At 52.9% G+C, this 21,814-nt stretch carries 19 protein-coding genes and 3 tRNA genes; all 22 read left to right on the top strand.

The window, feature by feature from the left end:
• Positions 1-53: 53 nt before the first annotated feature.
• The 22 genes from HOL66_11030 (at position 54) to nuoL (ending at position 21,812) form a co-directional block, all read left to right on the top strand.
• Entirely contained in the window at positions 54-1,535 is a 1,482-nt protein-coding gene (locus tag HOL66_11030; GenBank protein ID MBT5244770.1) for an NAD(P)H-hydrate dehydratase, read from the top strand.
• Positions 1,532-2,896 carry a malonyl-CoA decarboxylase gene (locus tag HOL66_11025; protein ID MBT5244769.1) on the top strand — a complete coding sequence of 455 codons (1,365 nt, stop codon included), beginning with the start codon at positions 1,532-1,534 and terminating at the stop codon, positions 2,894-2,896. The genes HOL66_11030 and HOL66_11025 overlap by 4 nt, the downstream gene beginning before the upstream one ends.
• Before the next feature lie 137 nt (positions 2,897-3,033).
• Positions 3,034-3,118 (top strand) — tRNA-Leu (locus HOL66_11020).
• A gap of 48 nt (positions 3,119-3,166) precedes the next feature.
• Entirely contained in the window at positions 3,167-4,594 is a 1,428-nt protein-coding gene (locus HOL66_11015; protein MBT5244768.1) for a trigger factor, read from the top strand.
• A gap of 23 nt (positions 4,595-4,617) precedes the next feature.
• Positions 4,618-5,265 (top strand): ATP-dependent Clp endopeptidase proteolytic subunit ClpP, encoded by a 648-nt coding sequence (gene clpP, locus HOL66_11010; protein MBT5244767.1) that lies wholly within the window; start codon positions 4,618-4,620, stop codon positions 5,263-5,265.
• A gap of 246 nt (positions 5,266-5,511) precedes the next feature.
• On the top strand, positions 5,512-6,777 hold the full coding sequence (gene clpX, locus HOL66_11005; protein ID MBT5244766.1) for an ATP-dependent Clp protease ATP-binding subunit ClpX: 1,266 nt from the start codon (positions 5,512-5,514) through the stop codon (positions 6,775-6,777).
• 178 nt (positions 6,778-6,955) lie between these two features.
• Positions 6,956-9,358 carry an endopeptidase La gene (lon, locus tag HOL66_11000; protein ID MBT5244765.1) on the top strand — a complete coding sequence of 801 codons (2,403 nt, stop codon included), beginning with the start codon at positions 6,956-6,958 and terminating at the stop codon, positions 9,356-9,358.
• 416 nt (positions 9,359-9,774) lie between these two features.
• Positions 9,775-10,047: an HU family DNA-binding protein gene (locus tag HOL66_10995; GenBank protein ID MBT5244764.1), complete on the top strand. Its 273-nt coding sequence runs from the start codon at positions 9,775-9,777 to the stop codon at positions 10,045-10,047.
• Between the two features lie 110 nt (positions 10,048-10,157).
• Positions 10,158-10,233, top strand: a tRNA-Val gene (locus HOL66_10990).
• 127 nt (positions 10,234-10,360) lie between these two features.
• Positions 10,361-10,437 (top strand) — tRNA-Asp (locus tag HOL66_10985).
• A gap of 230 nt (positions 10,438-10,667) precedes the next feature.
• Positions 10,668-11,033: an NADH-quinone oxidoreductase subunit A gene (locus tag HOL66_10980; GenBank protein MBT5244763.1), complete on the top strand. Its 366-nt coding sequence runs from the start codon at positions 10,668-10,670 to the stop codon at positions 11,031-11,033.
• Positions 11,003-11,566 carry an NADH-quinone oxidoreductase subunit B gene (locus tag HOL66_10975; protein ID MBT5244762.1) on the top strand — a complete coding sequence of 188 codons (564 nt, stop codon included), beginning with the start codon at positions 11,003-11,005 and terminating at the stop codon, positions 11,564-11,566. The genes HOL66_10980 and HOL66_10975 overlap by 31 nt, the downstream gene beginning before the upstream one ends.
• Before the next feature lie 38 nt (positions 11,567-11,604).
• Positions 11,605-12,237 carry an NADH-quinone oxidoreductase subunit C gene (locus HOL66_10970; GenBank protein ID MBT5244761.1) on the top strand — a complete coding sequence of 211 codons (633 nt, stop codon included), beginning with the start codon at positions 11,605-11,607 and terminating at the stop codon, positions 12,235-12,237.
• On the top strand, positions 12,237-13,415 hold the full coding sequence (locus HOL66_10965) for an NADH-quinone oxidoreductase subunit D (protein MBT5244760.1): 1,179 nt from the start codon (positions 12,237-12,239) through the stop codon (positions 13,413-13,415). The genes HOL66_10970 and HOL66_10965 overlap by 1 nt, the downstream gene beginning before the upstream one ends.
• Positions 13,412-14,014, top strand: a complete 603-nt coding sequence (nuoE, locus tag HOL66_10960) for an NADH-quinone oxidoreductase subunit NuoE (GenBank protein MBT5244759.1) — start codon at positions 13,412-13,414, stop codon at positions 14,012-14,014. The genes HOL66_10965 and nuoE overlap by 4 nt, the downstream gene beginning before the upstream one ends.
• Positions 14,014-15,303: an NADH-quinone oxidoreductase subunit NuoF gene (gene nuoF, locus HOL66_10955; protein MBT5244758.1), complete on the top strand. Its 1,290-nt coding sequence runs from the start codon at positions 14,014-14,016 to the stop codon at positions 15,301-15,303. Before nuoE ends, nuoF begins: the two co-directional genes overlap by 1 nt.
• A gap of 11 nt (positions 15,304-15,314) precedes the next feature.
• Complete coding sequence (locus HOL66_10950) at positions 15,315-17,366, top strand: NADH-quinone oxidoreductase subunit G (protein MBT5244757.1); 2,052 nt, start codon at positions 15,315-15,317, stop codon at positions 17,364-17,366.
• Complete coding sequence (nuoH, locus tag HOL66_10945; protein MBT5244756.1) at positions 17,359-18,375, top strand: NADH-quinone oxidoreductase subunit NuoH; 1,017 nt, start codon at positions 17,359-17,361, stop codon at positions 18,373-18,375. Before HOL66_10950 ends, nuoH begins: the two co-directional genes overlap by 8 nt.
• Positions 18,376-18,391: 16 nt before the next feature.
• Positions 18,392-18,880 carry an NADH-quinone oxidoreductase subunit NuoI gene (gene nuoI, locus HOL66_10940; protein ID MBT5244755.1) on the top strand — a complete coding sequence of 163 codons (489 nt, stop codon included), beginning with the start codon at positions 18,392-18,394 and terminating at the stop codon, positions 18,878-18,880.
• 46 nt (positions 18,881-18,926) lie between these two features.
• Positions 18,927-19,535, top strand: coding sequence for an NADH-quinone oxidoreductase subunit J (locus HOL66_10935; GenBank protein MBT5244754.1), 609 nt, complete (start codon positions 18,927-18,929; stop codon positions 19,533-19,535).
• The gene (gene nuoK, locus HOL66_10930) at positions 19,535-19,846 is read left to right on the top strand and encodes an NADH-quinone oxidoreductase subunit NuoK (GenBank protein MBT5244753.1); all 312 of its coding nucleotides are present in this window, start codon (positions 19,535-19,537) and stop codon (positions 19,844-19,846) included. The genes HOL66_10935 and nuoK overlap by 1 nt, the downstream gene beginning before the upstream one ends.
• 7 nt (positions 19,847-19,853) lie before the next feature.
• The gene (gene nuoL, locus HOL66_10925; GenBank protein MBT5244752.1) at positions 19,854-21,812 is read left to right on the top strand and encodes an NADH-quinone oxidoreductase subunit L; all 1,959 of its coding nucleotides are present in this window, start codon (positions 19,854-19,856) and stop codon (positions 21,810-21,812) included.
• Positions 21,813-21,814 lie beyond the last annotated feature (2 nt).

Here is a 21,814-nt window from a genome sequence, read left to right as displayed (position 1 = left end):
CGTAAAGGTTCTAGATCATGTTAGGCCTGAATGAAACACTGTATGATAGCTTCATGTTGAACAATGCCCTCCTGAGTGTTTCACAAATGACGATGGCCGATAACGCCGCCATTGCTGCCGGGATTGCGGGCGTCCGGTTGATGGAGGCGGCTGGTAAGGGCGCTTGTGACGCGATCACCAACCGTTGGCAACCGCGCCCCGTAATCGTCCTGTGCGGGCCAGGAAACAACGGCGGGGACGGCTTCGTCGTCGCCCGCCTGCTGGCGGCCAGTGGCTGGCCGGTGCGTCTGGCGTCACTCGGTGATGTAAAAAACCTGAAAGGGGACGCGGCGATCAACGCAGAAGCCTGGACGGGGCCTGTTTTGCCCCTTGATCCCGAACTTCTGGGTGATGACGATCTGGTTGTCGATGCCCTGTTTGGCGCCGGTTTGTCGCGGCCTCTTGAGGGGGAAGCAAAGGACGTCATCAATGCTATCAACCAGCAAGGGCTGGACTGTGTCGGCATTGATGTTCCAAGCGGTGTAGATGGTGATAGTGGAGAAATCCTCGGGAGTGCTCCCAAATGTGTCCTGTGTGTGACGTTCTTCAGACGCAAACCGGGACATTTGCTGTTGCCTGGCCGGGAATTGATGGGCGAGGTTGTGGTCGTTGATATTGGTATTCCCGAGACTGTGCTGGAACAAATCAAGCCTGACATTTTCGCAAATGGGCCGGGTTTCTGGCTTTCTCGTTTCCCGCGGCCGCAAGCCGGTGACAACAAGTATGATCGGGGTCATGCCCTGATTGTCGGTGGGGCTGAAATGACAGGGGCGGCCCGACTGGCGGCAACGGCGGCGCGCCGAATCGGCGCGGGACTTGCGACGATTGCCGCTCCCGCCGCAGCCATAGAAGCCTACGCCGCCGGTGACCCCGGTAATATTATCAGCAGTGCCGAAGGTGTTGAGGCATTTGAAGAACTTCTGTCCGACAGGCGAAAAAATGTGGTTCTGATCGGACCCGGATGCGGACGAGGCGGACGCACCCGCGATCTGGTTCTGGCCGCCCTTGGGTCGGGCAAAGCGACAGTTCTTGATGCCGATGCCTTGAGCGTTTTTAGCGACGATCCTGAAACCCTGTTTGCCGCCATTGCTACTGCCGGGATTGTTTTATTGACGCCACATGATGGAGAATTTAGGCGTATTTTCAATATTAAAGACGATAAACTTAAACAAGTACGTGAAGCATCATTGCAGAGCGGTGCGGTCGTTTTATTAAAGGGAGCTGACACCGTCATCGCCGCCCCGGATGGCCGTGCGATTATCAACGAAGGTGCGCCGCCGACATTGGCGACGGCGGGCTCCGGGGACGTTCTGGCCGGTTTTGCCACCGGTTTGCTTGCTCAGACAATGGACGCTTTCGATGCCGCCGCTGCCGCCTGCTGGCTGCATGGACAGGCGGCTATGGCCTTTGGCCCGGGCCTGATCGCCGAAGATCTGGCCGCAGCCTTGTCTGGCGTCTTGCGCGGTCTGGAAATTGATGGCAACAATCAGTCATGAGCGAAGAAAGTAAATCCGGGTTTTTAGAGCGCACGTTGAAGAATTTGCGCCATGCCTGGCAAGGAATTGCCGGGTCCGAATATGACGAATCGGCGGCCAGTCTACAGCCGGACCTACCTGAAACCGACGCCGCGCGTTTGCTTGAGCAAATGCACGCTTGTCTTGAAACCCGCGGTGGCGAGGTTTCGGCGCGGGCCCGCGCGGCGGCGCTGGGGCGCGCTTATCTGGCCCTCAATAAGACTGGAAAGGTCAGGTTTTTAACGGTTTTGGCCGAAAACTTTGACGTTGATCACGGTGCCGTCGATGCCGCCGTGCTGTCCCTGCAACAGGCATCAGATCAGGCGGCGCGCCTTCAGGCGGAAGCGGATTTGCGAAAAGTCCTGGAACCGCCCAGGTTAAAACTGCTGACCCAGTTCAACGCCTTGCCCGAAGGGGTCAAGTTCCTCGTCGATATGCGGGCCGACCTACTTGCTGCAAACGGTGGCGATTCGCTTCTCAACGGTCTTGAACAGGACTTAAAAGGGCTGCTGATAACCTGGTTTGATGTGGATTTCCTTGAACTGCGCCGTATTTCCTGGGACAGCTCATCGGCCAGCTTGCTTGAAAAACTGATCGCCTACGAAGCTGTCCACGCCATCGAAAGCTGGGATGACTTGAAAAACCGCCTCGATTCCGATCGCCGTTGTTTTGCCTATTTTCATCCCCGTATGCCCGATGAACCCTTGATATTTGTTGAAGTTGCCCTGGTTGATGGGATGTCTGACAGCATTCAGGCATTGCTGGATGGCTCGGCTCCGGTGATTGATCCGACCAGCGCCGATACGGCGATTTTCTACTCTATTTCCAATGCCCAAAAGGGACTTGCCGGCATCAGTTTCGGTAATTTTCTAATCAAGGGTGTCGTAAATTCCCTGTCCTCCGAATTCAAGAGATTGAAAACCTTTGCAACCCTTTCTCCGGTTCCCGGATTCAAAGCCTGGCTGGATAAGCGACTGGCGGCAGGTGACAACGATGCCGAACTGAAGGTGCTGCTGGACGATTCTGGCTGGCCAGATGACAAACAGGCTTCTGACGCTCTGCAAGGCCCGCTTAAACGGCTAGCAGCGCAATATCTTGCGGCTGAGAAAATGCGAAAAGGGGGTTTGCGTGCGCTTGATCCGGTGGCTCATTTTCATCTTAGCAACGGGGCCCGCATTGAACGCCTGAACTGGCTTGGCGATGTGTCGGCAAAGGGACTCGGCCAGTCGGCGGGACTGATGGTAAATTACCTTTATAAACTCAGCCACGTCGAAGCCAACCACGAGGCCTATACCTCCAGTGGTAAGGTCGCGGCTTCATCAAGTGTACGTTCCTTGTTATAAGCTGATTTCCCCCCACTTTAGGCGATTGACAGGGGGCTTGTTTTGTATAGAGTTGCGCGCCCGCGTAGAGCATCATGGTTTTTCCCTCTGAAAAGCAGCCTATATATTGGTTTTCAGAGGGAAAAACATTTTGGCGGGCGGGCGTGGTGGAATTGGTAGACACGCAGGTTTTAGGTACCTGTGACGCAAGTCGTGGAGGTTCAAGTCCTCTCGCCCGCACCAAATGCTCATTATGAACCAGTTTTAAAACCCTTTCCGATTGGGATACCGATGCAGGTCACAGAAACGAAAACCGAAGGTTTATTGCACGAATTCACGATCACCGTACCAGCGGCAGAGATCGAAACATTCGTCAACAATCGCCTTAACGAACTCAAGAAAACCGCTAATTTACCGGGCTTCCGTCCCGGAAAGGTGCCGGTTCCGCTTTTGCGCAAACAGTACGGCCCGTCGATCATGGGCGAGGTTCTGGAGCGCACCGTCGGCGAGACGTCTCAAAAAGCCATGGAAGAACGCAATTTGCGTCCTGTCATTCAGCCGAAAATTGAAGTCACCAAGTTTGAAGACGGCTCTGATCTTGAATACACCATGGCCCTTGAGGTGATGCCCGAAATCACACCCATGGATTTCTCCAAAATCAAACTGGAACGGATGGTCGTCAAGGCTGATGAGGAAGAAATCAACAAGGCGCTTGAACGTCTGGCCAGCGCCCACAAAACTTCCGAGCCGGTCTCGGGTTCGCGTAAGTCGAAAAGTGGTGACATCACCGTTATCGATTTCGTCGGCAAGGTCGATGGCGAGGAATTCCCTGGCGGTAAAGCCGAAGATTATTCACTGGAACTGGGAACCGGCAGTTTTATTCCCGGTTTTGAAGATCAGTTGATCGGCGCCAAGGTTGGCGACCATGTTGAAGTCAAAGTATCGTTCCCTAAGGAGTACGGGGCCGAAGAACTGGCTGGCAAAGATGCCGTTTTCGATGTCGACATCAAGGAATTACGGGAAACCACACCGGGCGTGATTGACGATGAACTGGCCAAAAAGGTTGGTCTCGAAGATCTCGAAACCTTGAAGGGCAACATTCGTGAAGAACACGAAAACGAGTTCAAAAATATGGCCCGTCAGCGCATGAAACGGCTGTTGCTTGATGAACTTGAAGAAAGTCATGAATTTGAAATTCCGCAAACTCTTGCTGAAAACGAGTTCGAGGGCATTTGGGCGCAGTTTGAAGAGCATCGCAAACAAGCCCTGGAGCAGGGTAGCGAAGATGACCCGAGCGAAGGCAAGACCGACGATGAACTGAAAGAAGATTATCGTGGTATCGCTGAACGCCGTGTTCGTCTGGGCCTCTTGCTGGCCGAAATTGGTCGCCTCAATAACATTGACACTTCCCAGGAAGACCTGAACCGCGCCATGATGGCCGAAGCCCAGCGTTATCAGGGCCAGGAACAGCAAGTAATGGAATACTTCCGCAGTAATCCTGAAGCGCAGCAACAACTCAGGGCGCCTCTGCTGGAAGATAAAGTCGTTGATTTCATCTTCGAGCTGGCCAAAGTAACTGAAAAGACTGTCACAATTGATGATCTGATCAAAGAGCCTGAAGAAAAAGCCCCGGCCAAGAAGAAAGCCGCGGCCAAGAAGGCACCGGCAAAAAAGAAGGCACCGGCCAAGAAAAAAGCCGACGTCAAAAAAGATAAATAAGAAAGTATAAAGGGCATTACCTGATGAACGATCCGGTTGAAACGTATATGAGCTCTTTGGTTCCCATGGTCGTCGAGACGACCAACCGGGGCGAGCGTGCCTACGACATCTTCTCAAGGCTACTGAAAGAGCGGATTATCTTTCTGACTGGCGGCGTTGACGACGGTGTCGCCAGCCTGGTCTGCGCCCAGTTGTTGTTCCTCGAATCGGAAAATCCGACCAAGGATATCTCGTTTTATATCAACTCGCCCGGCGGCATTGTTACCTCGGGCTTGGCGATTTACGACACCATGCGCTACATCCGCCCGGATGTCTCGACGGTATGTATCGGTCAGGCAGCCTCCATGGGGTCGTTCCTGCTGTGCGCCGGGGCCAAGGGCAAGCGTTACTCGTTACCCAATGCCCGGGTGATGATCCATCAGCCTTCGGGTGGCGCCCAGGGGCAGGCGACTGATATTGAAATCCAGGCCAAGGAAATTCTGTCACTGCGTTCGCGTCTGAATAATATCTACGCCGAACACACAGGCCAGCCCCTGGATGTTATCGAAGAAGCGGTGGAACGTGACCGCTTCATGTCGCCAGATGAAGCCAAGGATTTCGGTTTGATCGACGAAGTGGTGACCAGTCGTCCCATTTCCGATGATGAAGATGAGAGTGACAAAAAAGATTAATCGGGATTTATCGCCCCTTTAAGCCTGTATTAACGATCACCCTATCACTATGTCATCAGACCGAGGATGCTTCACATTGGCGTCATTAAGTGATGGTCGATGTGGTAGCGGGTTGCTGATTGTTGTATGAACAAGGATGTAAAGCGTCGATAAGAAGTTCACAAGTATTGTCTGGCCCCGCATTCATTGGGTAAGATGTCGAGACGATGCTGACTTTGGTGTGGCGCTAATTTAAACGGAGCTTCCATGAACAAGTCCACCGGCGGAGACTCGAAAAACACGCTTTACTGCTCTTTCTGTGGAAAGAGCCAGCACGAGGTCCGTAAACTGATTGCCGGCCCCACCGTGTTCATCTGTGATGAATGCGTTGAGCTGTGCATGGACATCATCCGCGAGGAACATAAAACATCGCTGGTTAAATCCGGTGACGGGGTTCCCACACCAAGTGAAATCAGTTCTGTTCTTGATGATTATGTTATTGGCCAGGGTCACGCCAAGCGCGTTTTGGCGGTGGCGGTGCATAACCATTACAAGCGTTTGAGTCATGGCAGCGGTGCCAATGACGTCGAACTTGCGAAGTCCAATATTCTTCTGGTCGGTCCGACCGGTTGCGGCAAGACCTTGCTTGCCCAGACGCTGGCGCGCATCCTTGATGTGCCCTTCACCATGGCTGACGCGACGACCCTGACCGAAGCGGGTTATGTTGGTGAAGATGTCGAAAACATTATTCTCAAGCTGTTGCAGTCTGCCGACTACAATGTCGAGCGCGCCCAGCGGGGCATCGTTTACATTGATGAAGTCGACAAGATTTCCAGGAAATCCGATAACCCGTCCATCACCCGCGATGTGTCAGGCGAGGGTGTCCAGCAAGCCTTGCTGAAGATTATGGAAGGCACTGTTGCCAGTGTTCCGCCACAAGGTGGACGAAAACATCCGCAACAGGAATTCCTGCAAGTCGATACCACCAACATACTTTTTGTTTGTGGCGGCGCGTTTTCTGGCCTGGACAAGATTATTTCCAACCGTGGCAAGGGGATGAGCATCGGCTTCGGTGCTGACGTTCGCTCACCCGAAGAGCGCAATACAGGTGAAATTCTGCGCGATGTGGAACCAGAGGATCTATTGAAGTTTGGCCTGATTCCGGAGTTTGTCGGTCGTCTGCCCGTACTTGCGACACTTGATAACCTGGATGCCGACGCGTTGGTCGAAATTCTGACACAACCGAAAAACGCCCTGGTCAAACAGTATCAGCGCCTGTTTGAAATGGAAGATGTACGCCTGACCTTTACCGAAGGCGCCTATGAAATTATTGCCGAGATGGCCGTTGAGCGTAAAACGGGTGCCCGCGGCCTGCGTTCGATCATGGAAAACATCCTTCTTGATACGATGTACGAGCTTCCGGGCCTTGATGGTGTGGAAGAGGTCGTTATCAACCGTGAAGTTGTCGATGAAAGTGCTTCACCGTTGTATATTTACTCAGATCGTAAGGAAGATGTGGGTACCAGCGCCTGATTTAGGTCGTTTAAGCGTATAAATCTTTAATATTTGACCAAATATCATCCTTCGCCCCTTGAAGGATGGGGTCAATTAGCCCACCTTTGAAACGTATTGGATTCGTTTCCCACTGCTCGGCGTCACCCCGATGGGCCACCCATTACGGCCTGTCCTCATTAATTAAGACAGAGGCATCATGACTTCTTCTCAACAAGGCGATCTCTATCCCGTTCTTCCCCTTCGCGACATTGTGGTGTTCCCGCATATGATCGTGCCGTTGTTTGTTGGCCGTGACAAATCGGTGCGCGCCCTCGAAGATGTGATGAAAGACGACAAGCAGGTTCTTCTGCTGGCCCAGAAAAATGCCGCCGAAGATGACCCGACAGTCGACGATATTTACGAAGTCGGCACGGTCGCGACAGTCCTGCAGCTTTTGAAACTGCCGGATGGGACGGTCAAGGTTTTGGTTGAGGGCGCCCAGCGTGCCCAGGTTACCGGCTACGTAGAAAATGAAAACTTTTTTGAAGCCCAGGCAGTATTGCTGGAAGAACCCGAAACCGACGATCAGGAACTTGAGGCGCTGTCTCGTTCTGTCGTTACCCAGTTCGACCAATACATCAAACTGAATAGAAAAATCCCGCCCGAGGCGCTGGTTTCGATCAATCAGATCGACGAACCCAGCAAGCTGGCCGATACCATTGCCTCGCACCTGGCGTTGAAGATTTCCGAAAAGCAGGAATTATTGGAAACAGAAACCGTCGCCGAACGTCTTGAACGTGTTTATTCCTTTATGGAATCGGAAATTGGCGTTCTTCAGGTGGAAAAGAAAATTCGTAACCGGGTCAAGCGGCAGATGGAGAAGACCCAGCGCGAGTATTATTTGAACGAACAACTTAAGGCTATTCAAAAAGAACTAGGCGAAGGCGAAGACGGCAAGGACGAAACCGCCGAAATCGAAGAACGCATCGTCAAGACCAAGCTATCCAAAGAAGCCAAGGAAAAAACCCTGGCCGAATTGAAGAAATTGAAGAACATGAGCCCGATGTCGGCCGAAGCGACGGTGGTCCGTAATTATCTGGACTGGATGCTGTCGATCCCCTGGAAAAAGCGCTCACGGGTCAACAAAGACATCAAAAAGGCCCAGGATATTCTTGATGCCGATCACTATGGCCTGAAAAAGGTCAAAGAGCGGATTCTTGAATACCTTGCCGTTCAACAGCGCACCAACAAGGTCAAGGGACCGATCCTGTGTCTGGTTGGTCCTCCTGGTGTCGGCAAAACCTCGCTCGGCAAATCCGTCGCCAATGCGACAGGTCGTAATTTCATCCGCATGTCTTTGGGTGGGGTTCGCGACGAGTCTGAAATTCGTGGTCATCGTCGTACCTATATCGGTTCGATGCCGGGCAAAATTGTCCAGGGCATGAAGAAGGCGAAATCGTCCAATCCGCTGTTCTTGCTCGATGAGGTCGACAAAATGGGCCAGGACTGGCGTGGAGATCCGGCTTCTGCCTTGCTTGAAGTGCTTGATCCTGAACAGAACTCGACCTTCAACGATCATTATCTGGAAGTTGACTATGATCTTTCGGACGTGATGTTCGTGACCACGGCCAATACCATGAACATGCCGAGCCCACTTTTGGACCGCATGGAAATCATTCGCCTGTCCGGTTATACCGAGGATGAAAAAGTCGAAATCGCCAAACGTCACCTGATCGAAAACCAGGTCAAGATTCATGGCCTTAAAAAGGAAGAATGGTCGATTTCCGATGGCGCGGTCAGGGATATCATTCGTTATTACACCCGTGAAGCCGGGGTTCGTAATCTGGAGCGCGAACTGGCCAACCTGACGCGCAAGGCGATCAAGGACATTATGATGGGCGAGAAGAAGAAAATCGCCGTCACCAGCAAGAACCTTGGCAAGTATGCGGGCATCAAACGGTTCCGTTACGGCGAGATCGAATCTGATGATCTTGTCGGTGTGACCACCGGCCTGGCCTGGACCGAAGTAGGCGGTGAGTTGCTATCCATCGAAGCGGTCATGGTGCCGGGCAAGGGAAAAATGACAATCACCGGCAAGCTTGGCGATGTCATGCAGGAATCAATCCAGGCGGCAAGGTCATTCGTGCAGTCGCGGGCACTTGATTTCGGCATTATCCCGCCAATGTTCACGACCAAGGATATCCACGTCCACGTACCCGAAGGGGCGACCCCGAAAGACGGCCCGTCGGCCGGTGTTGGCATGGTGACGTCGATCGTCTCGGTGTTGACCAGTACGGAAGTTCGCAAGGACATCGCCATGACCGGTGAAATTACGCTGCGTGGCCGGATTTTACCGATTGGTGGATTGAAGGAAAAACTTCTGGCGGCCCTGCGTGGCGGTATCAAGACCGTGCTAATCCCGGCAGAGAATGAAAAGGACCTGGCGGAAATTCCTGACAACGTTAAAAAAGGAATGACCATTATTCCTGTTTCGGATGTGGGTGAGGTTCTTGAGCACGCTCTGGTTTCCAAGCTGCAACCGGTCGAGTGGACCGAAGAGATGGAAGCCGCTTCACTAGCCTCCGCCAAGGACTCCGGTTCCAACGACGTTGTCCATTAAGATGCGAATCAGGACTTAGCGAATCGTAGCGGTTTTTCGCGGATTCTTTGGGTTTTTTGAATATTTTGCCGCCCCTTTTACGAAGGGGCGGCATATTTTTTGATTCTTTTCCAATCGTTGTTTTTCAGGGAAATCGACAAAACCCATAAGGGTTTTTTCAGAATAAGTTATTTCATTGTGAGGTTTTACAATGACTTACGCGTTAAACGGCAGAAAAAATGCATCGCTAAAGCTTAACGAGCAAGGGCGTTAAGTTTTCCGGAAGCCGCAATAAACTGTGGAAAACTGCGGCTGTTCAATTGACGCCCGCAAAATTTAACATATAAAATCCTGCATGTTTAAAAGGCTTACAGACATGCCGAACTTAAGCATTTAACTGATTTTTTTTTTACTCTCAAACAGAAGGGGGGTTTATCTTGAATAAGAATGACCTAGTAGCCGCCGTCGCAAACAGCACAGGCCTATCAAAAGCAGATGCCGCAAAAGCAGTTGATGGCGTTATCGATTCCATCTCAGGTGCGCTGGCCAATAAGTCAGAAGTCCGTCTCGTTGGCTTCGGTACTTTCAGCGTTGCTCATCGCAAAGCCTCCATGGGTCGTAACCCGCGGACCGGTGAAGCGATCCAGATTAAAGCCTCCAACCAGCCCAAGTTCAAAGCTGGTAAAGGCCTGAAGGAAGCTGTCAACTAGGCAGACCTAAAACCTTCAAAATGAATTGATGCCGGTTTCACTATAAAAAGTGCAACCGGCATCTTTCTTTTTAAGCCCGACATGTATATTAATCAGCCGTCGCTGAATGTGGGCGATTAGCTCAGTTGGTAGAGCATCTCGTTTACACCGAGAATGTCGGCGGTTCGAGCCCGTCATCGCCCACCATTATTCTTATGTCTCCTGACATAACAGGACATAAATTTTACAGGACTTCATAAAAACAACGTTCATGTCTTGACACACCCTTAGGGGGCCTTTACATGAACGCATCCTGACGAATTGAAGTCACGTTGGGGGTGTAGCTCAGTTGGTTAGAGCGCCGGCCTGTCACGCCGGAGGCCGCGGGTTCGAGTCCCGTCACTCCCGCCATTTCCCCTTGTTATTATAGAATCAGAAATTCTTTATCCCCTTTTGTTTCATATCTTGACAGATGTCATTTTCCCGTCTGCTTTTGCGTGCTAGTTGCTTCTCGCAAGAAAGTTACCAAGATTAAGAAAATAGGGTGTGCAAAGTGCGACGGATGCCGTACTTTTATGACAACGAAACCAATAATTCAGAGAGCCGTCACCTGTAATGGATGACGGGTAGGGACCACGGCCATGGATGAGATACTTTTAGAGTACCTTCCCATCCTTATTTTTTTGGGCATAGCTATCGTTATAGCCGCCATTTGTGTTGGCGGGTCCTACGTTATTGCCCAACAACGCCCTGATGTAGCAAAAACATCCGCTTACGAGTGCGGCTTCGATGCCTTCGACGATGCCCGCCGCCAGTTCGATGTGCGTTTTTATCTGGTTGCCATTCTTTTCATTATCTTTGATCTGGAAATCGCCTTCCTGTTTCCGTGGGCCATATCCCTTGGCGATATAGGGCTTTACGGATTCTGGTCGATGATGGTTTTCCTTGCCGTTCTGACAGTCGGCTTTATCTATGAATGGCGAAAAGGAGCCCTGGAATGGGAGTGATCATCGATCCCAACAAACCGCTGCCGCCGGGACCCGAACAGGATGCTGTCATAGGACAGGTAACAGGTGAGTTGACCGACAAGGGTTTTGTCATCGCCAGTCTTGATCACGTCGTCAACTGGGCCCGCACCGGATCCTTGTGGCCGATGACTTTCGGTCTGGCCTGCTGCGCCGTTGAAATGATCCACGCTTACATGCCGCGCTACGATCTTGATCGCTTTGGTGTCGTTCCAAGGCCTTCGCCCAGGCAATCCGACGTCATCATTGTCGCCGGTACACTGACCAATAAAATGGCCCCGGCTTTCCGCAAGGTTTATGACCAAATGTCCGAACCGCGTTATGTGATCTCCATGGGGTCATGCGCCAATGGTGGCGGCTATTATCATTATTCATATTCTGTGGTTCGCGGTTGTGACCGCGTTGTGCCGGTGGATGTCTATGTACCGGGTTGCCCGCCAACAGCAGAGGCGCTGATCTACGGTATCCTGCAACTACAAAAGAAAATCAGACGCACGGGAACACTGTGGCGTTAGGCTAATAACAAGACCTCATTGTAGGTCGTCGAGGAAATATGGATCTGGCACTGAAAGACTTGGGCGAACTGATCGCCACCGCTTTGCCCAACGAGGTTACCGCGACCGGGGTTGCCAACGGCGAACTTGCCGTCAGCGTGCGTAGCGACGCCATTGTCAAGGTGCTGACGTTCCTGCGTGACGACGTTAATTGTCAATTCAAGGTGCTGATGGATGTTTGCGGTGTTGATTACCCTGATCGCGAAGAGCGCTTTGATGTTGTCTATAATTTGCTGTCCATGACCCATAACCAGCGCGTTCGGGTGAAAGTCAGGACCGAAGAGAAGAAGCCGGTGCCGTCTGTAGTTTCCGTCTTCAGTTCGGCCAACTGGTGGGAGCGCGAAGCCTGGGATTTGTTGGGAGTTTATTTCTCGGGTCATCCTGACTTGCGCCGAATCATGACGGACTACGGATTTGAAGGCCATCCTTTACGCAAGGATTTCCCGCTTACGGGTTACGTTGAAATTCGCTATGACGACGAGCAAAAGCGCGTTGTCTACGAACCGGTGAAGATGGCCCAGGACTTCCGCACCTTCGATTTTGTTAGCCCCTGGGAAGCCATGGACGCGCCCCTTCCGGGGGACGAGAAAGCAGAACAAACCGATGATGCAGCCGCCGAAGGTGAAGGCTGATGTCAGAAAAACAAATCAAAAACTACAATCTGAATTTTGGTCCCCAGCATCCTTCTGCCCATGGTGTGCTGCGACTGGTGCTTGAACTTGATGGCGAGGTTATCGAGCGTGCCGACCCGCATGTGGGCTTGCTACACCGGGGAACGGAAAAGCTGATCGAACACAAAAGTTACGCCCAGGCGATGCCGTACTTTGATCGTCTTGATTATGTGTCGCCGCAAAACCAGGAACACGCCTTTGTCCTGGCGACAGAGAAACTGCTGGGCATCGAAGCCGCGCCGCGTGGGCAATATATACGCGTGCTGTTTGCCGAAATCGGCCGTGAGCTCAATCATATCTTCACGGTCTGCGCCTTCGCCATGGATATTGGCGCAATGACACCCATGTTGTGGGGTTTTGAGCATCGCGAAAAACTCATGGAATTCTGTGAGCGGGTGTCCGGTGCCCGTATGCACATGGCCTATTTCCGCACTGGCGGCGTCGCCTGGGACATGCCTGACGGGCTTGCCGATGACATTGATCAGTGGTGCGATGAATTTCCACAAATGATTGACGACATCGAAACGTTGCTGACCGAAAACCGCATCTTCAAGCAACGTACCGTCGATATCGGGGGCTTAAGCGCCGAAGAGGCTATGGATTGGGGCTTTAGCGGACCCAATCTTCGGGCTTGCGGGGTTCCCTGGGATATCCGTAAAGCCCAGCCATACGATGTTTATGACAAGATGGATTTCAATATTCCGGTCGGCAAAACTGGTGATTGTTATGATCGTTATCTGGTTCGTATCGCGGAAATGCGCGAGTCCTTGAAAATCATCAAGCAGTGCGTGGCTGATATGCCCGGTGGTCCTGTCAAAACCGACAACCACAAGATTACGCCGCCATCGCGCGCCGAAATGAAGCAATCCATGGAATCGCTGATCCATCACTTCAAACTGTTTACCGAGGGTTATCACGTTCCCGCCGGTGATACTTACACGGCGGTCGAAGCGCCGAAGGGCGAGTTTGGTGTTTACCTGGTTTCCGATGGTTCAAACAAACCCTATCGCTGCAAGATCAGGGCCCCCGGTTTCGCCCATCTGCAAGCACTTGAATTAGTCTCCAAGGGACACATGCTGGCAGATGTCGTTGCCAACATTGGCGCCCTGGATATCGTTTTTGGTGAGATCGACCGATGAATACGACTGTAGAGCAACCGGCGAATTTTGAGTTTTCTGCGGGAAACAAGAAAAAACTAAAAGGCATTTTCGCCAAGTATCCCGATGGCCGCGAGGCCAGTGCGGTGATGCCGTTGCTTGACCTTGCCCAACGCCAGCACGATGGCTGGTTGCCACGCGCCGCTATGGATCATGTCGCCGAACTGGTCGGCCTTGCACCCATGCGGGTTTACGAGGTGGCGACCTTCTACACCATGTACAATCTCGCACCTATCGGCGAGCATCATTTACAAGTCTGTACCAACCTGCCTTGCTGGTTGCGCGGATCTGACGATGTCATGGGGACCTGTAAAAAGAAGCTCGGCATCGAGGTTGGTGAGACAACAGAAGACGGCAAGTTCAGTCTCTCTGAAATGGAATGCCTGGGCGCTTGCGTCAACGCGCCGATGATGCAAATCAACGACGATTACTATGAAGACCTTGATGAAGCCTCGACGGCGGCTCTTCTCGATACCCTGCATTCAGGCGGCACGCCTACACCCGGACCACAGAATTCACGTAAGGGGTGTGAACCCGAAGGCGAATTGACGTCGCTTAAAGACAGTAAGGGGAAGGGCTGATGCTTAAAGATTCTGATCGCATCTTCCAGAACTTATATGGCTTGAAAGACACTTCCCTCGCCGGTGCAAAGGCTATCGGAGACTGGAAAGACACCAAGAAGTTGATCGCCAAAGGTCGTGAGTGGCTGGTTGATGAAGTCAAGGCTTCTGGCCTGCGGGGCCGTGGCGGCGCCGGTTTCGGTACCGGCATGAAGTGGTCTTTCATGCCCAAGGAAACCGGGGGTCGTCCTGTTTTCCTGACGATCAATGCCGATGAAGGCGAACCGGGCACCTGTAAAGACCGGGAAATTATGCGTAACGAGCCTCACAAACTGATCGAGGGGGCGCTGCTGGCAGCGGCGGCGGTTGGCGCGTGCGCTGCCTATGTTTATGTACGTGGCGAGTTCCTGCGCGAGGCCGAGGCCCTGCAACGTGCTATCGACGAGGCTTACGATGCGGGCCTGATTGGCAAGGATTCCTGTGGTGCCGGTATCGATTTTGAGATGTACGTTCATTTGGGCGCTGGCGCCTATATATGCGGCGAGGAAAGCGCGCTTATTGAAAGCCTTGAAGGCAAAAAAGGGCAACCGCGCCTGAAACCGCCATTCCCGGCCAACGTCGGCCTCTATGGCTGCCCGACGACCGTCAACAATGTTGAATCCATTGCCGTTGTGCCAGCCATCTTAAGGCGTGGCGCCAAGTGGTTTGCCTCCATCGGTCGCGAAAATAATACCGGCACCAAGCTGTTTTGCATTTCCGGTCACGTCAATAATCCGTGCACGGTCGAAGAAGCCATGGGCGTGGATATGCGCGAGTTGATCGAAACGCACGCTGGCGGTGTTCGCGGTGGCTGGAATAACCTGCTGGCTGTCATTCCCGGCGGATCGTCGGTGCCGATGATGCCCAAGGCCTTATGCGAAAACGCGATTATGGATTTTGACGGTCTGCGTGAGCATGGTAGCGGCCTTGGAACGGCTGCCGTCATGGTGATGGACAAATCAACGGACGTGGTCAAGGCGATTGCCCGGCTGTCACGTTTTTACGCCCATGAAAGTTGCGGTCAGTGTACGCCCTGTCGTGAGGGTACAGGCTGGATGTCGCGGATGATGCAACGCATGGTCACCGGTGACATGACGATTGATGAAATTGACATGCTGCAGGAAGTCACCAAACAGATAGAAGGTCAGACGATTTGCGCATTGGGCGATGCCGCCGCATGGCCTATTCAGGGCCTGATCAGGCATTTCCGACCCGAGATCGAGCGTCGTATTAACGAGCGCCAGTCCTCGGGCACGGGCCAGGCGGCTTAGGGAGAGCAGGGATGCCAAAATTAACCATCGATGGCATTGAGGTTGAAGTGGAAGCCGGACTGACCGTGCTGCAAGCCTGCGAGAGCATCGGCATTGAAATTCCGCGTTTCTGCTATCACGAACGCCTGACCATCGCCGGTAATTGCCGTATGTGTCTGGTAGAGATGGAACGCGCGCCCAAACCGGTTGCTTCTTGCGCCATGCCTGTTGGTGAAGGCATGGTCATTACGACCAACTCTCCTGCCGTCAAGCAAATGCGCCAGGGGGTGATGGAGTTGCTGCTCATTAACCATCCGCTGGATTGTCCGATTTGCGATCAGGGTGGCGAGTGTGATCTGCAGGATCAGGCCGTCGGTTACGGTCTGGACCGCAGTCGCTTCATGGAAGACAAGCGTTCAGTCAAAGACAAGACTTTCGGCCCCCTGATCCGGGCGATGATGACGCGCTGTATTCACTGCACACGTTGCATTCGTTTCTCAACCGAGATCGCCGGTGTTCCTGAAATGGGCGCTACCGGACGCGGCGAGCATTTGGAAGTCGGCACCTATATTGAAAAAGCCCTGACCTCTGAACTGTCCGGCAACATGATCGATTTGTGTCCTGTCGGCGCCTTAACGTCTAACCCTTATGCCTTCAATGCCCGTCCATGGGAATTGAAAAAAACCGAATCCATCGACGCTATGGACGCTGTCGGCTCCAACATTCGCGTCGACGCCAAGGGTCCGGAAGTCATGCGTATCCTTCCGCGCCTTAACGAGGATGTGAACGAGGAATGGATTTCAGACAAGACCCGTTTTGCCTGTGATGGCCTGAAGCGCCAGCGCCTGGATACCCCATATGTGCGTCGCGATGGCAAGTTGGAATCCGCCACCTGGGACGAAGCATTTGAGGCCATCGCCGCCAAGGTCAAAGGTATGGATGGTTCAAAGTTCGCTGCGATTACCGGCGACATGGCTTGCGCTGAATCCATGACCGCCTTGAAAGACCTGACCGAGGCCCTTGATTCAAATAATATTGAGTGCCGTCAGGATGGCGCAGAACTGGACCAGACAACACGCGCCGGTTATCTGTTCAACACCACCATAGCCGGGATTGAAGATGCCGATGCCTGCCTGATTATCGGCGCGAATACCCGCAAGGAAGCGCCCATCATCAACGCGCGCCTTCGTAAACGTTACCTGATGGGTGATTTTGAAGCTGGTATGATCGGCGAAAACGTTGATCTGACCTTCAAATGTGAAAATCTTGGTGCCGGAACGGATACGCTGAAGGAAATTGCGGATGGCTCTCACAGTTTCTCCAAGCTGCTGAAAAATGCCAAAAAGCCGATGCTGATCGTTGGTCAGGGTGCTTTGATGCGTTCCGATGGTTCCGCAGTTCTCGCCTTGGCCCGTCAAATTGCAGAAGATTACGCAATGGTCAGCGACGACTGGAACGGCTTTAACGTCCTGCACACGGCTGCGGCCCGCGTTGGCGGTCTTGATCTTGGTCTGGTATCGGGTGGCGTGGACTCCATTCTGGATGGATGCTCGTCCGGCGCGATTGACGTGGTTTATTTACTCGGTGCTGATGAAATCGATACCGACAAATTGGGGAATGCATTCGTTATTTATCAGGGCCATCACGGCGACGCCGGCGCTCATCGCGCAGATGTCATCTTGCCGGGCGCCGCCTATACTGAAAAGAACGCCACCTACGTCAACACCGAAGGTCGTGTTCAACGGACCCATCTTGCCGTGTTCCCCATTGGTGACGCGCGCGAGGATTGGACCATCATTCGTGCCTTGTCCGGTGTGCTGGAAAAAACCTTGCCCTATGACACCCTTGAGCAAGTTCGCCAGCGTATGGCTGAGATCAACCCAGTCTTTGGGGGTGACGATCAGCAAGCTGGTGGTGACTGGGGTGTGTTTGGCAAGGCAGGCTCACTGGACGGTGGCGGTTTTGCCTCGCCGATCATCAATTTCCATATGACCGATCCCATAAGCCGGGCATCTGAAACCATGGCCCAGTGCGTCGAGGCACTGCTTGGCGACAGTAAAGGGAAGACCGGCACCGATGGTTGAATTCTTTTTTTCATATATCTGGCCGGTGTTGTGGATCGTCATCAAGATTGTCACCATTGTGATGCCCGTTTTGATCGGCGTTGCCTACCTTACTTACGTGGAGCGCAAGGTTATTGGCGCCATGCAATTGCGCCGTGGTCCCAATGTGGTCGGACCGTTTGGCCTTCTGCAACCGATGGCTGATGGCCTGAAACTGTTCCTCAAGGAAACCATTGTTCCTTCCGGGGCCAACCCGGTGGTGTTCCTGCTGGCGCCGATGGTGACCTTTATTCTGGCGCTGTTCGCATGGTCGGTCATTCCCTTTGATCAGGGGATGGTTTTGGCCAATATCAACGTCGGTATATTGTTCTTGTTTGCGGTGTCTTCGCTCGGCGTTTACGGCGTTTTGATGGCCGGTTGGGCTTCCAATTCCAAGTATGCGTTTTTGGGTGCGCTTCGTTCGGCCGCCCAAATGGTGTCCTATGAAATTTCTATGGGCTTCGTCATCGTGACCGTGTTGATGTGTGTTGGATCTCTTAATCTGACCGATATCGTCATGGCCCAGAAGAACGTCTGGTTTATTGTGCCGCTGTTCCCGATGGCCGTTATCTTCCTGATTTCGATTTTGGCCGAAACCAACCGCCACCCGTTTGATCTTCCTGAAGCGGAAGCCGAATTGGTCGCCGGTTTCAACGTTGAATATTCGGCGATGGCCTTTGCGCTGTTCTTCCTTGGTGAATACGCCAACATGATACTGATGTCCGCCCTGATGGCGATCCTGTTCCTGGGTGGCTGGCTGCCGCCGCTGGACATCGCACCGTTTAATTTAATCCCGGGGCCCTTGTGGCTGGCGGCGAAGATCGCCTTCGTGTTGTTCTTCTTCTTGTGGGTGCGCGCCGCGTTCCCGCGTTATCGTTACGACCAACTGATGCGCCTTGGCTGGAAAGTTTTTCTGCCGATTTCATTAGCCGCCGTCATCATCGTCGCTGGCGTGCTGGTCGCTTTTGATCTTGCACCGGTATCAGGATAAGGGAGGGTATTAGCAAATGAGTTTTATTTATCGCGGTATTAAAACCTTCCTGCTGGCGGAACTGGTTAGTGGCCTGTCGCTGACCCTGCGCTATATGTTCCGGCCAAAAGTGACGCTGAATTACCCGTATGAAAAAGGCTACCTTAGCCCGCGTTTCAGGGGTGAACATGCGCTCAGACGCTATGCAAATGGCGAGGAACGCTGCATTTCGTGCAAGCTGTGCGAAGCCATTTGCCCGGCCCAGGCGATCACCATCGAAGGCGATGTGCGAAGCGACGGATCACGTCGCACGACCCGCTACGATATCGATATGACAAAATGCATCTACTGCGGTTTTTGCGAGGAAGCCTGCCCGGTTGATGCCATTGTCGAAGGACCGAATTTTGAGTATTCCACGGAAACCCGTGAAGAGTTGATGTATGACAAAGCCAAATTACTCGCCAACGGCGAGCGTTGGGAAACTGAAATTGCCGAGCGTTTGTCGGCAGATGCGCCGTATCGTTGATGTTTAAAAAGGACTGTAAGATCGTGTTGAGAGGGACTTTGGTCAGATGATTATTCAGGGGCTGACATTTTATATGTTTGCGTTCATCGCCATTGCCGCCGGTGTGATGGTGGTCAGTGCGAAGAATCCCGTGCACTCCGTGCTGTTCCTGATTTTGGCCTTCTTTAATTCGGCTGGTCTGTTCGTGCTGATGGGTGCTGAATTCCTGGCCATGCTGCTGGTCGTGGTTTATGTCGGCGCGGTTGCGGTGCTGTTCATGTTCGTTGTTATGATGCTCGACATTAACTTCGTCGAATTGCGTCAGGGATTCTTAAAATACCTGCCTATGGGCGTGGTGGCAGCGCTTGTTCTGGTTGTTGAATTGATTGCCGTTGTTGGCGGCTGGCATCTGACACCGGAAGCGCTAAAAACGTCCGCCTCGCCGATCCCTGAAAACATCACCAACACCCACGCCCTGGGCGCTATCCTTTATACGGATTACATCTTCCTGTTCCAGGCAGCCGGCATGGTGCTGCTGATCGCCATGATCGGCGCCATTGTGTTGACCCACCGCAAACGTTCCGGTGTGAAAAAGCAACGCATTGCTGATCAGGTGGCGCGCCGTCCGGAAGACACCCTGGAAATTCACGAAGTTGAGTCGGGGAGGGGCATCTGATGTTTGAGATCGGTCTTTCCCATTACCTGATCGTTGCCGCCATTTTGTTCTCGCTGGGTATCTTCGGTATTTTCATGAATCGCAAGAACGTCATCGTCATTCTGATGTCCGTAGAATTGATGCTGCTGGCAGTGAATATCAATTTTGTCGCGTTCTCTGTAGAGCTGGGCGATCTGGTTGGTCAGGTGTTTGCCATGTTTGTGTTAACTGTCGCCGCCGCCGAAGCAGCGATTGGGCTTGCTATTATGGTCGTCTTTTTCCGAAATCGCGGCACCATTGCCGTCGAAGATGTCAACGTGATGAAGGGGTAGGGAAAAGATGATTACCACAGCCATTTTCCTGCCGCTTATTGCCGCCATCATTGCCGGGGCCATGGCCTTTGCCAACACCGGAAATGACAAGGCAAAGAAAGCCCGCCTGGATAAAATGGCCCAGTACGTCACCTGTGGCGGCCTGCTTCTTTCAGCCGTTCTCGCCATTGTCATTTTCAAGGATGTTGCCCTTGGCGGAAATTCCCAGACAGTGCAGCTGTTCAGCTGGATTGAGTCAGGCACACTCAACGTTTCCTGGGCCTTGCGAGTCGATAGCCTGACGGCGGTTATGATGATCGTCGTTACCGTGGTTTCGGCCATGGTTCATGTCTATTCCATCGGATACATGTCCCATGATCCGGACGTGCCGCGCTTTATGGCTTACCTGAGCCTGTTCACCTTCTTCATGTTGATGCTGGTGACGGCGGATAATCTGGTGCAGATGTTCTTCGGTTGGGAAGGGGTTGGTCTGTCCTCCTACTTGCTGATCGGATTCTGGTACAACAAGCCCTCGGCCAACGCCGCCGCGATCAAGGCCTTTGTCGTCAACCGGGTTGGTGATTTTGGATTTGCGCTGGGTATTTTCACCGTCTACATGATGTTTGATTCGGTTAACTTCGACGAAATCTTTACCGCCGCCCCCATGAAGGCCAACGATACCATCAGCGTCTTCGGTGGTCAGTTCCACGGCCTGACTGTCGCCTGTCTGCTGTTGTTCGTAGGCGCCATGGGTAAATCGGCTCAGTTGGGATTGCACACCTGGCTTCCTGACGCCATGGAAGGCCCAACCCCGGTTTCAGCCCTGATCCACGCCGCCACCATGGTCACCGCTGGTGTCTTCATGGTGGCCAGACTTTCACCGTTGTTTGAATATTCCGAAGTGGCTTTGACGGTTGTTACCATTGTCGGCGCATCGACCTGTATTTTCGCCGCCACCGTCGCCTGCACCCAAACCGATATCAAACGGGTGATTGCGTATTCGACCTGCTCCCAGCTTGGTTACATGTTCTTCGCTTGTGGTGTTTCGGCATATTCCGCCGGTATCTTCCATTTAATGACTCATGGTTTTTTCAAGGCGCTGTTGTTCCTGGGCGCCGGTTCGGTCATTCACGCCATGTCTGACGAGCAGGACATGCGCAAGATGGGCGGCATCCGTAAAATGATCCCGGTCACCTACGCCCTGATGTGGGTCGGTTCGCTGGCCCTGGCCGGTATCTGGCCGTTTGCCGGTTTCTATTCCAAGGACATCATTCTGGAAGCCGCATGGGGGGCTCATACGGCAGCCGGTGGCTACGCTTTCTGGATGGGCATTCTGGCTGCTTTCCTGACCGCCTTCTATTCATGGCGTGTAATTCTGATGACTTTCCATGGAAAATCCAGGGCCGATGAAATCGTCCTGGCCCATGTTCATGAAAGCCCGAAGGTGATGTTGGTGCCGCTGATCGTGCTGGCGGCAGGGGCCTTGTTTGCCGGTTACATTGGTTACGAGAACTTCGTCGGCCAAAAAGTAGCTGAATTCTGGGGCAGTTCGATTTTGGTTCTCGATAGCCATCAGGCCCTTGAGGCAGCTCACCACGCACCGTTCTGGGTCAAGTATCTTCCCCTGGGCGTCGGCGCTGCAGGTATTGGCCTGGCTTATGTCCTGTACATGTGGAAACCAGCTATTCCTGCACTCATTGTCGGTCAAATCCGGCCGCTTTATACCTTCGTTCATAACAAATGGTACTTCGACGAAGCCTATGACTTCCTGTTTGTTAGACCGGCATTCTATATTGGTCGTAACCTGTGGAAGACCGGCGACGGGGCGCTTATTGACGGGCTTGGTCCAGACGGTATTTCGGCCGTTACCCTGAACCTTGCCAAGCGGGTGGCGCGTTTGCAGACCGGATATCTGTACCACTACGCTTTCGCCATGCTGGGCGGCATTATCGTTTTGATCACCATGTATTTGTTGCTGGGTGGGTAAGA

This window comes from Rhodospirillaceae bacterium (assembly GCA_018662005.1).
Lineage (GTDB): Bacteria > Pseudomonadota > Alphaproteobacteria > Rhodospirillales > JABHCV01 > JACNJU01.
The sequence above is the reverse complement of the archived record's forward strand: the minus strand, read 5'-3'. Positions and strand labels throughout refer to the sequence as shown.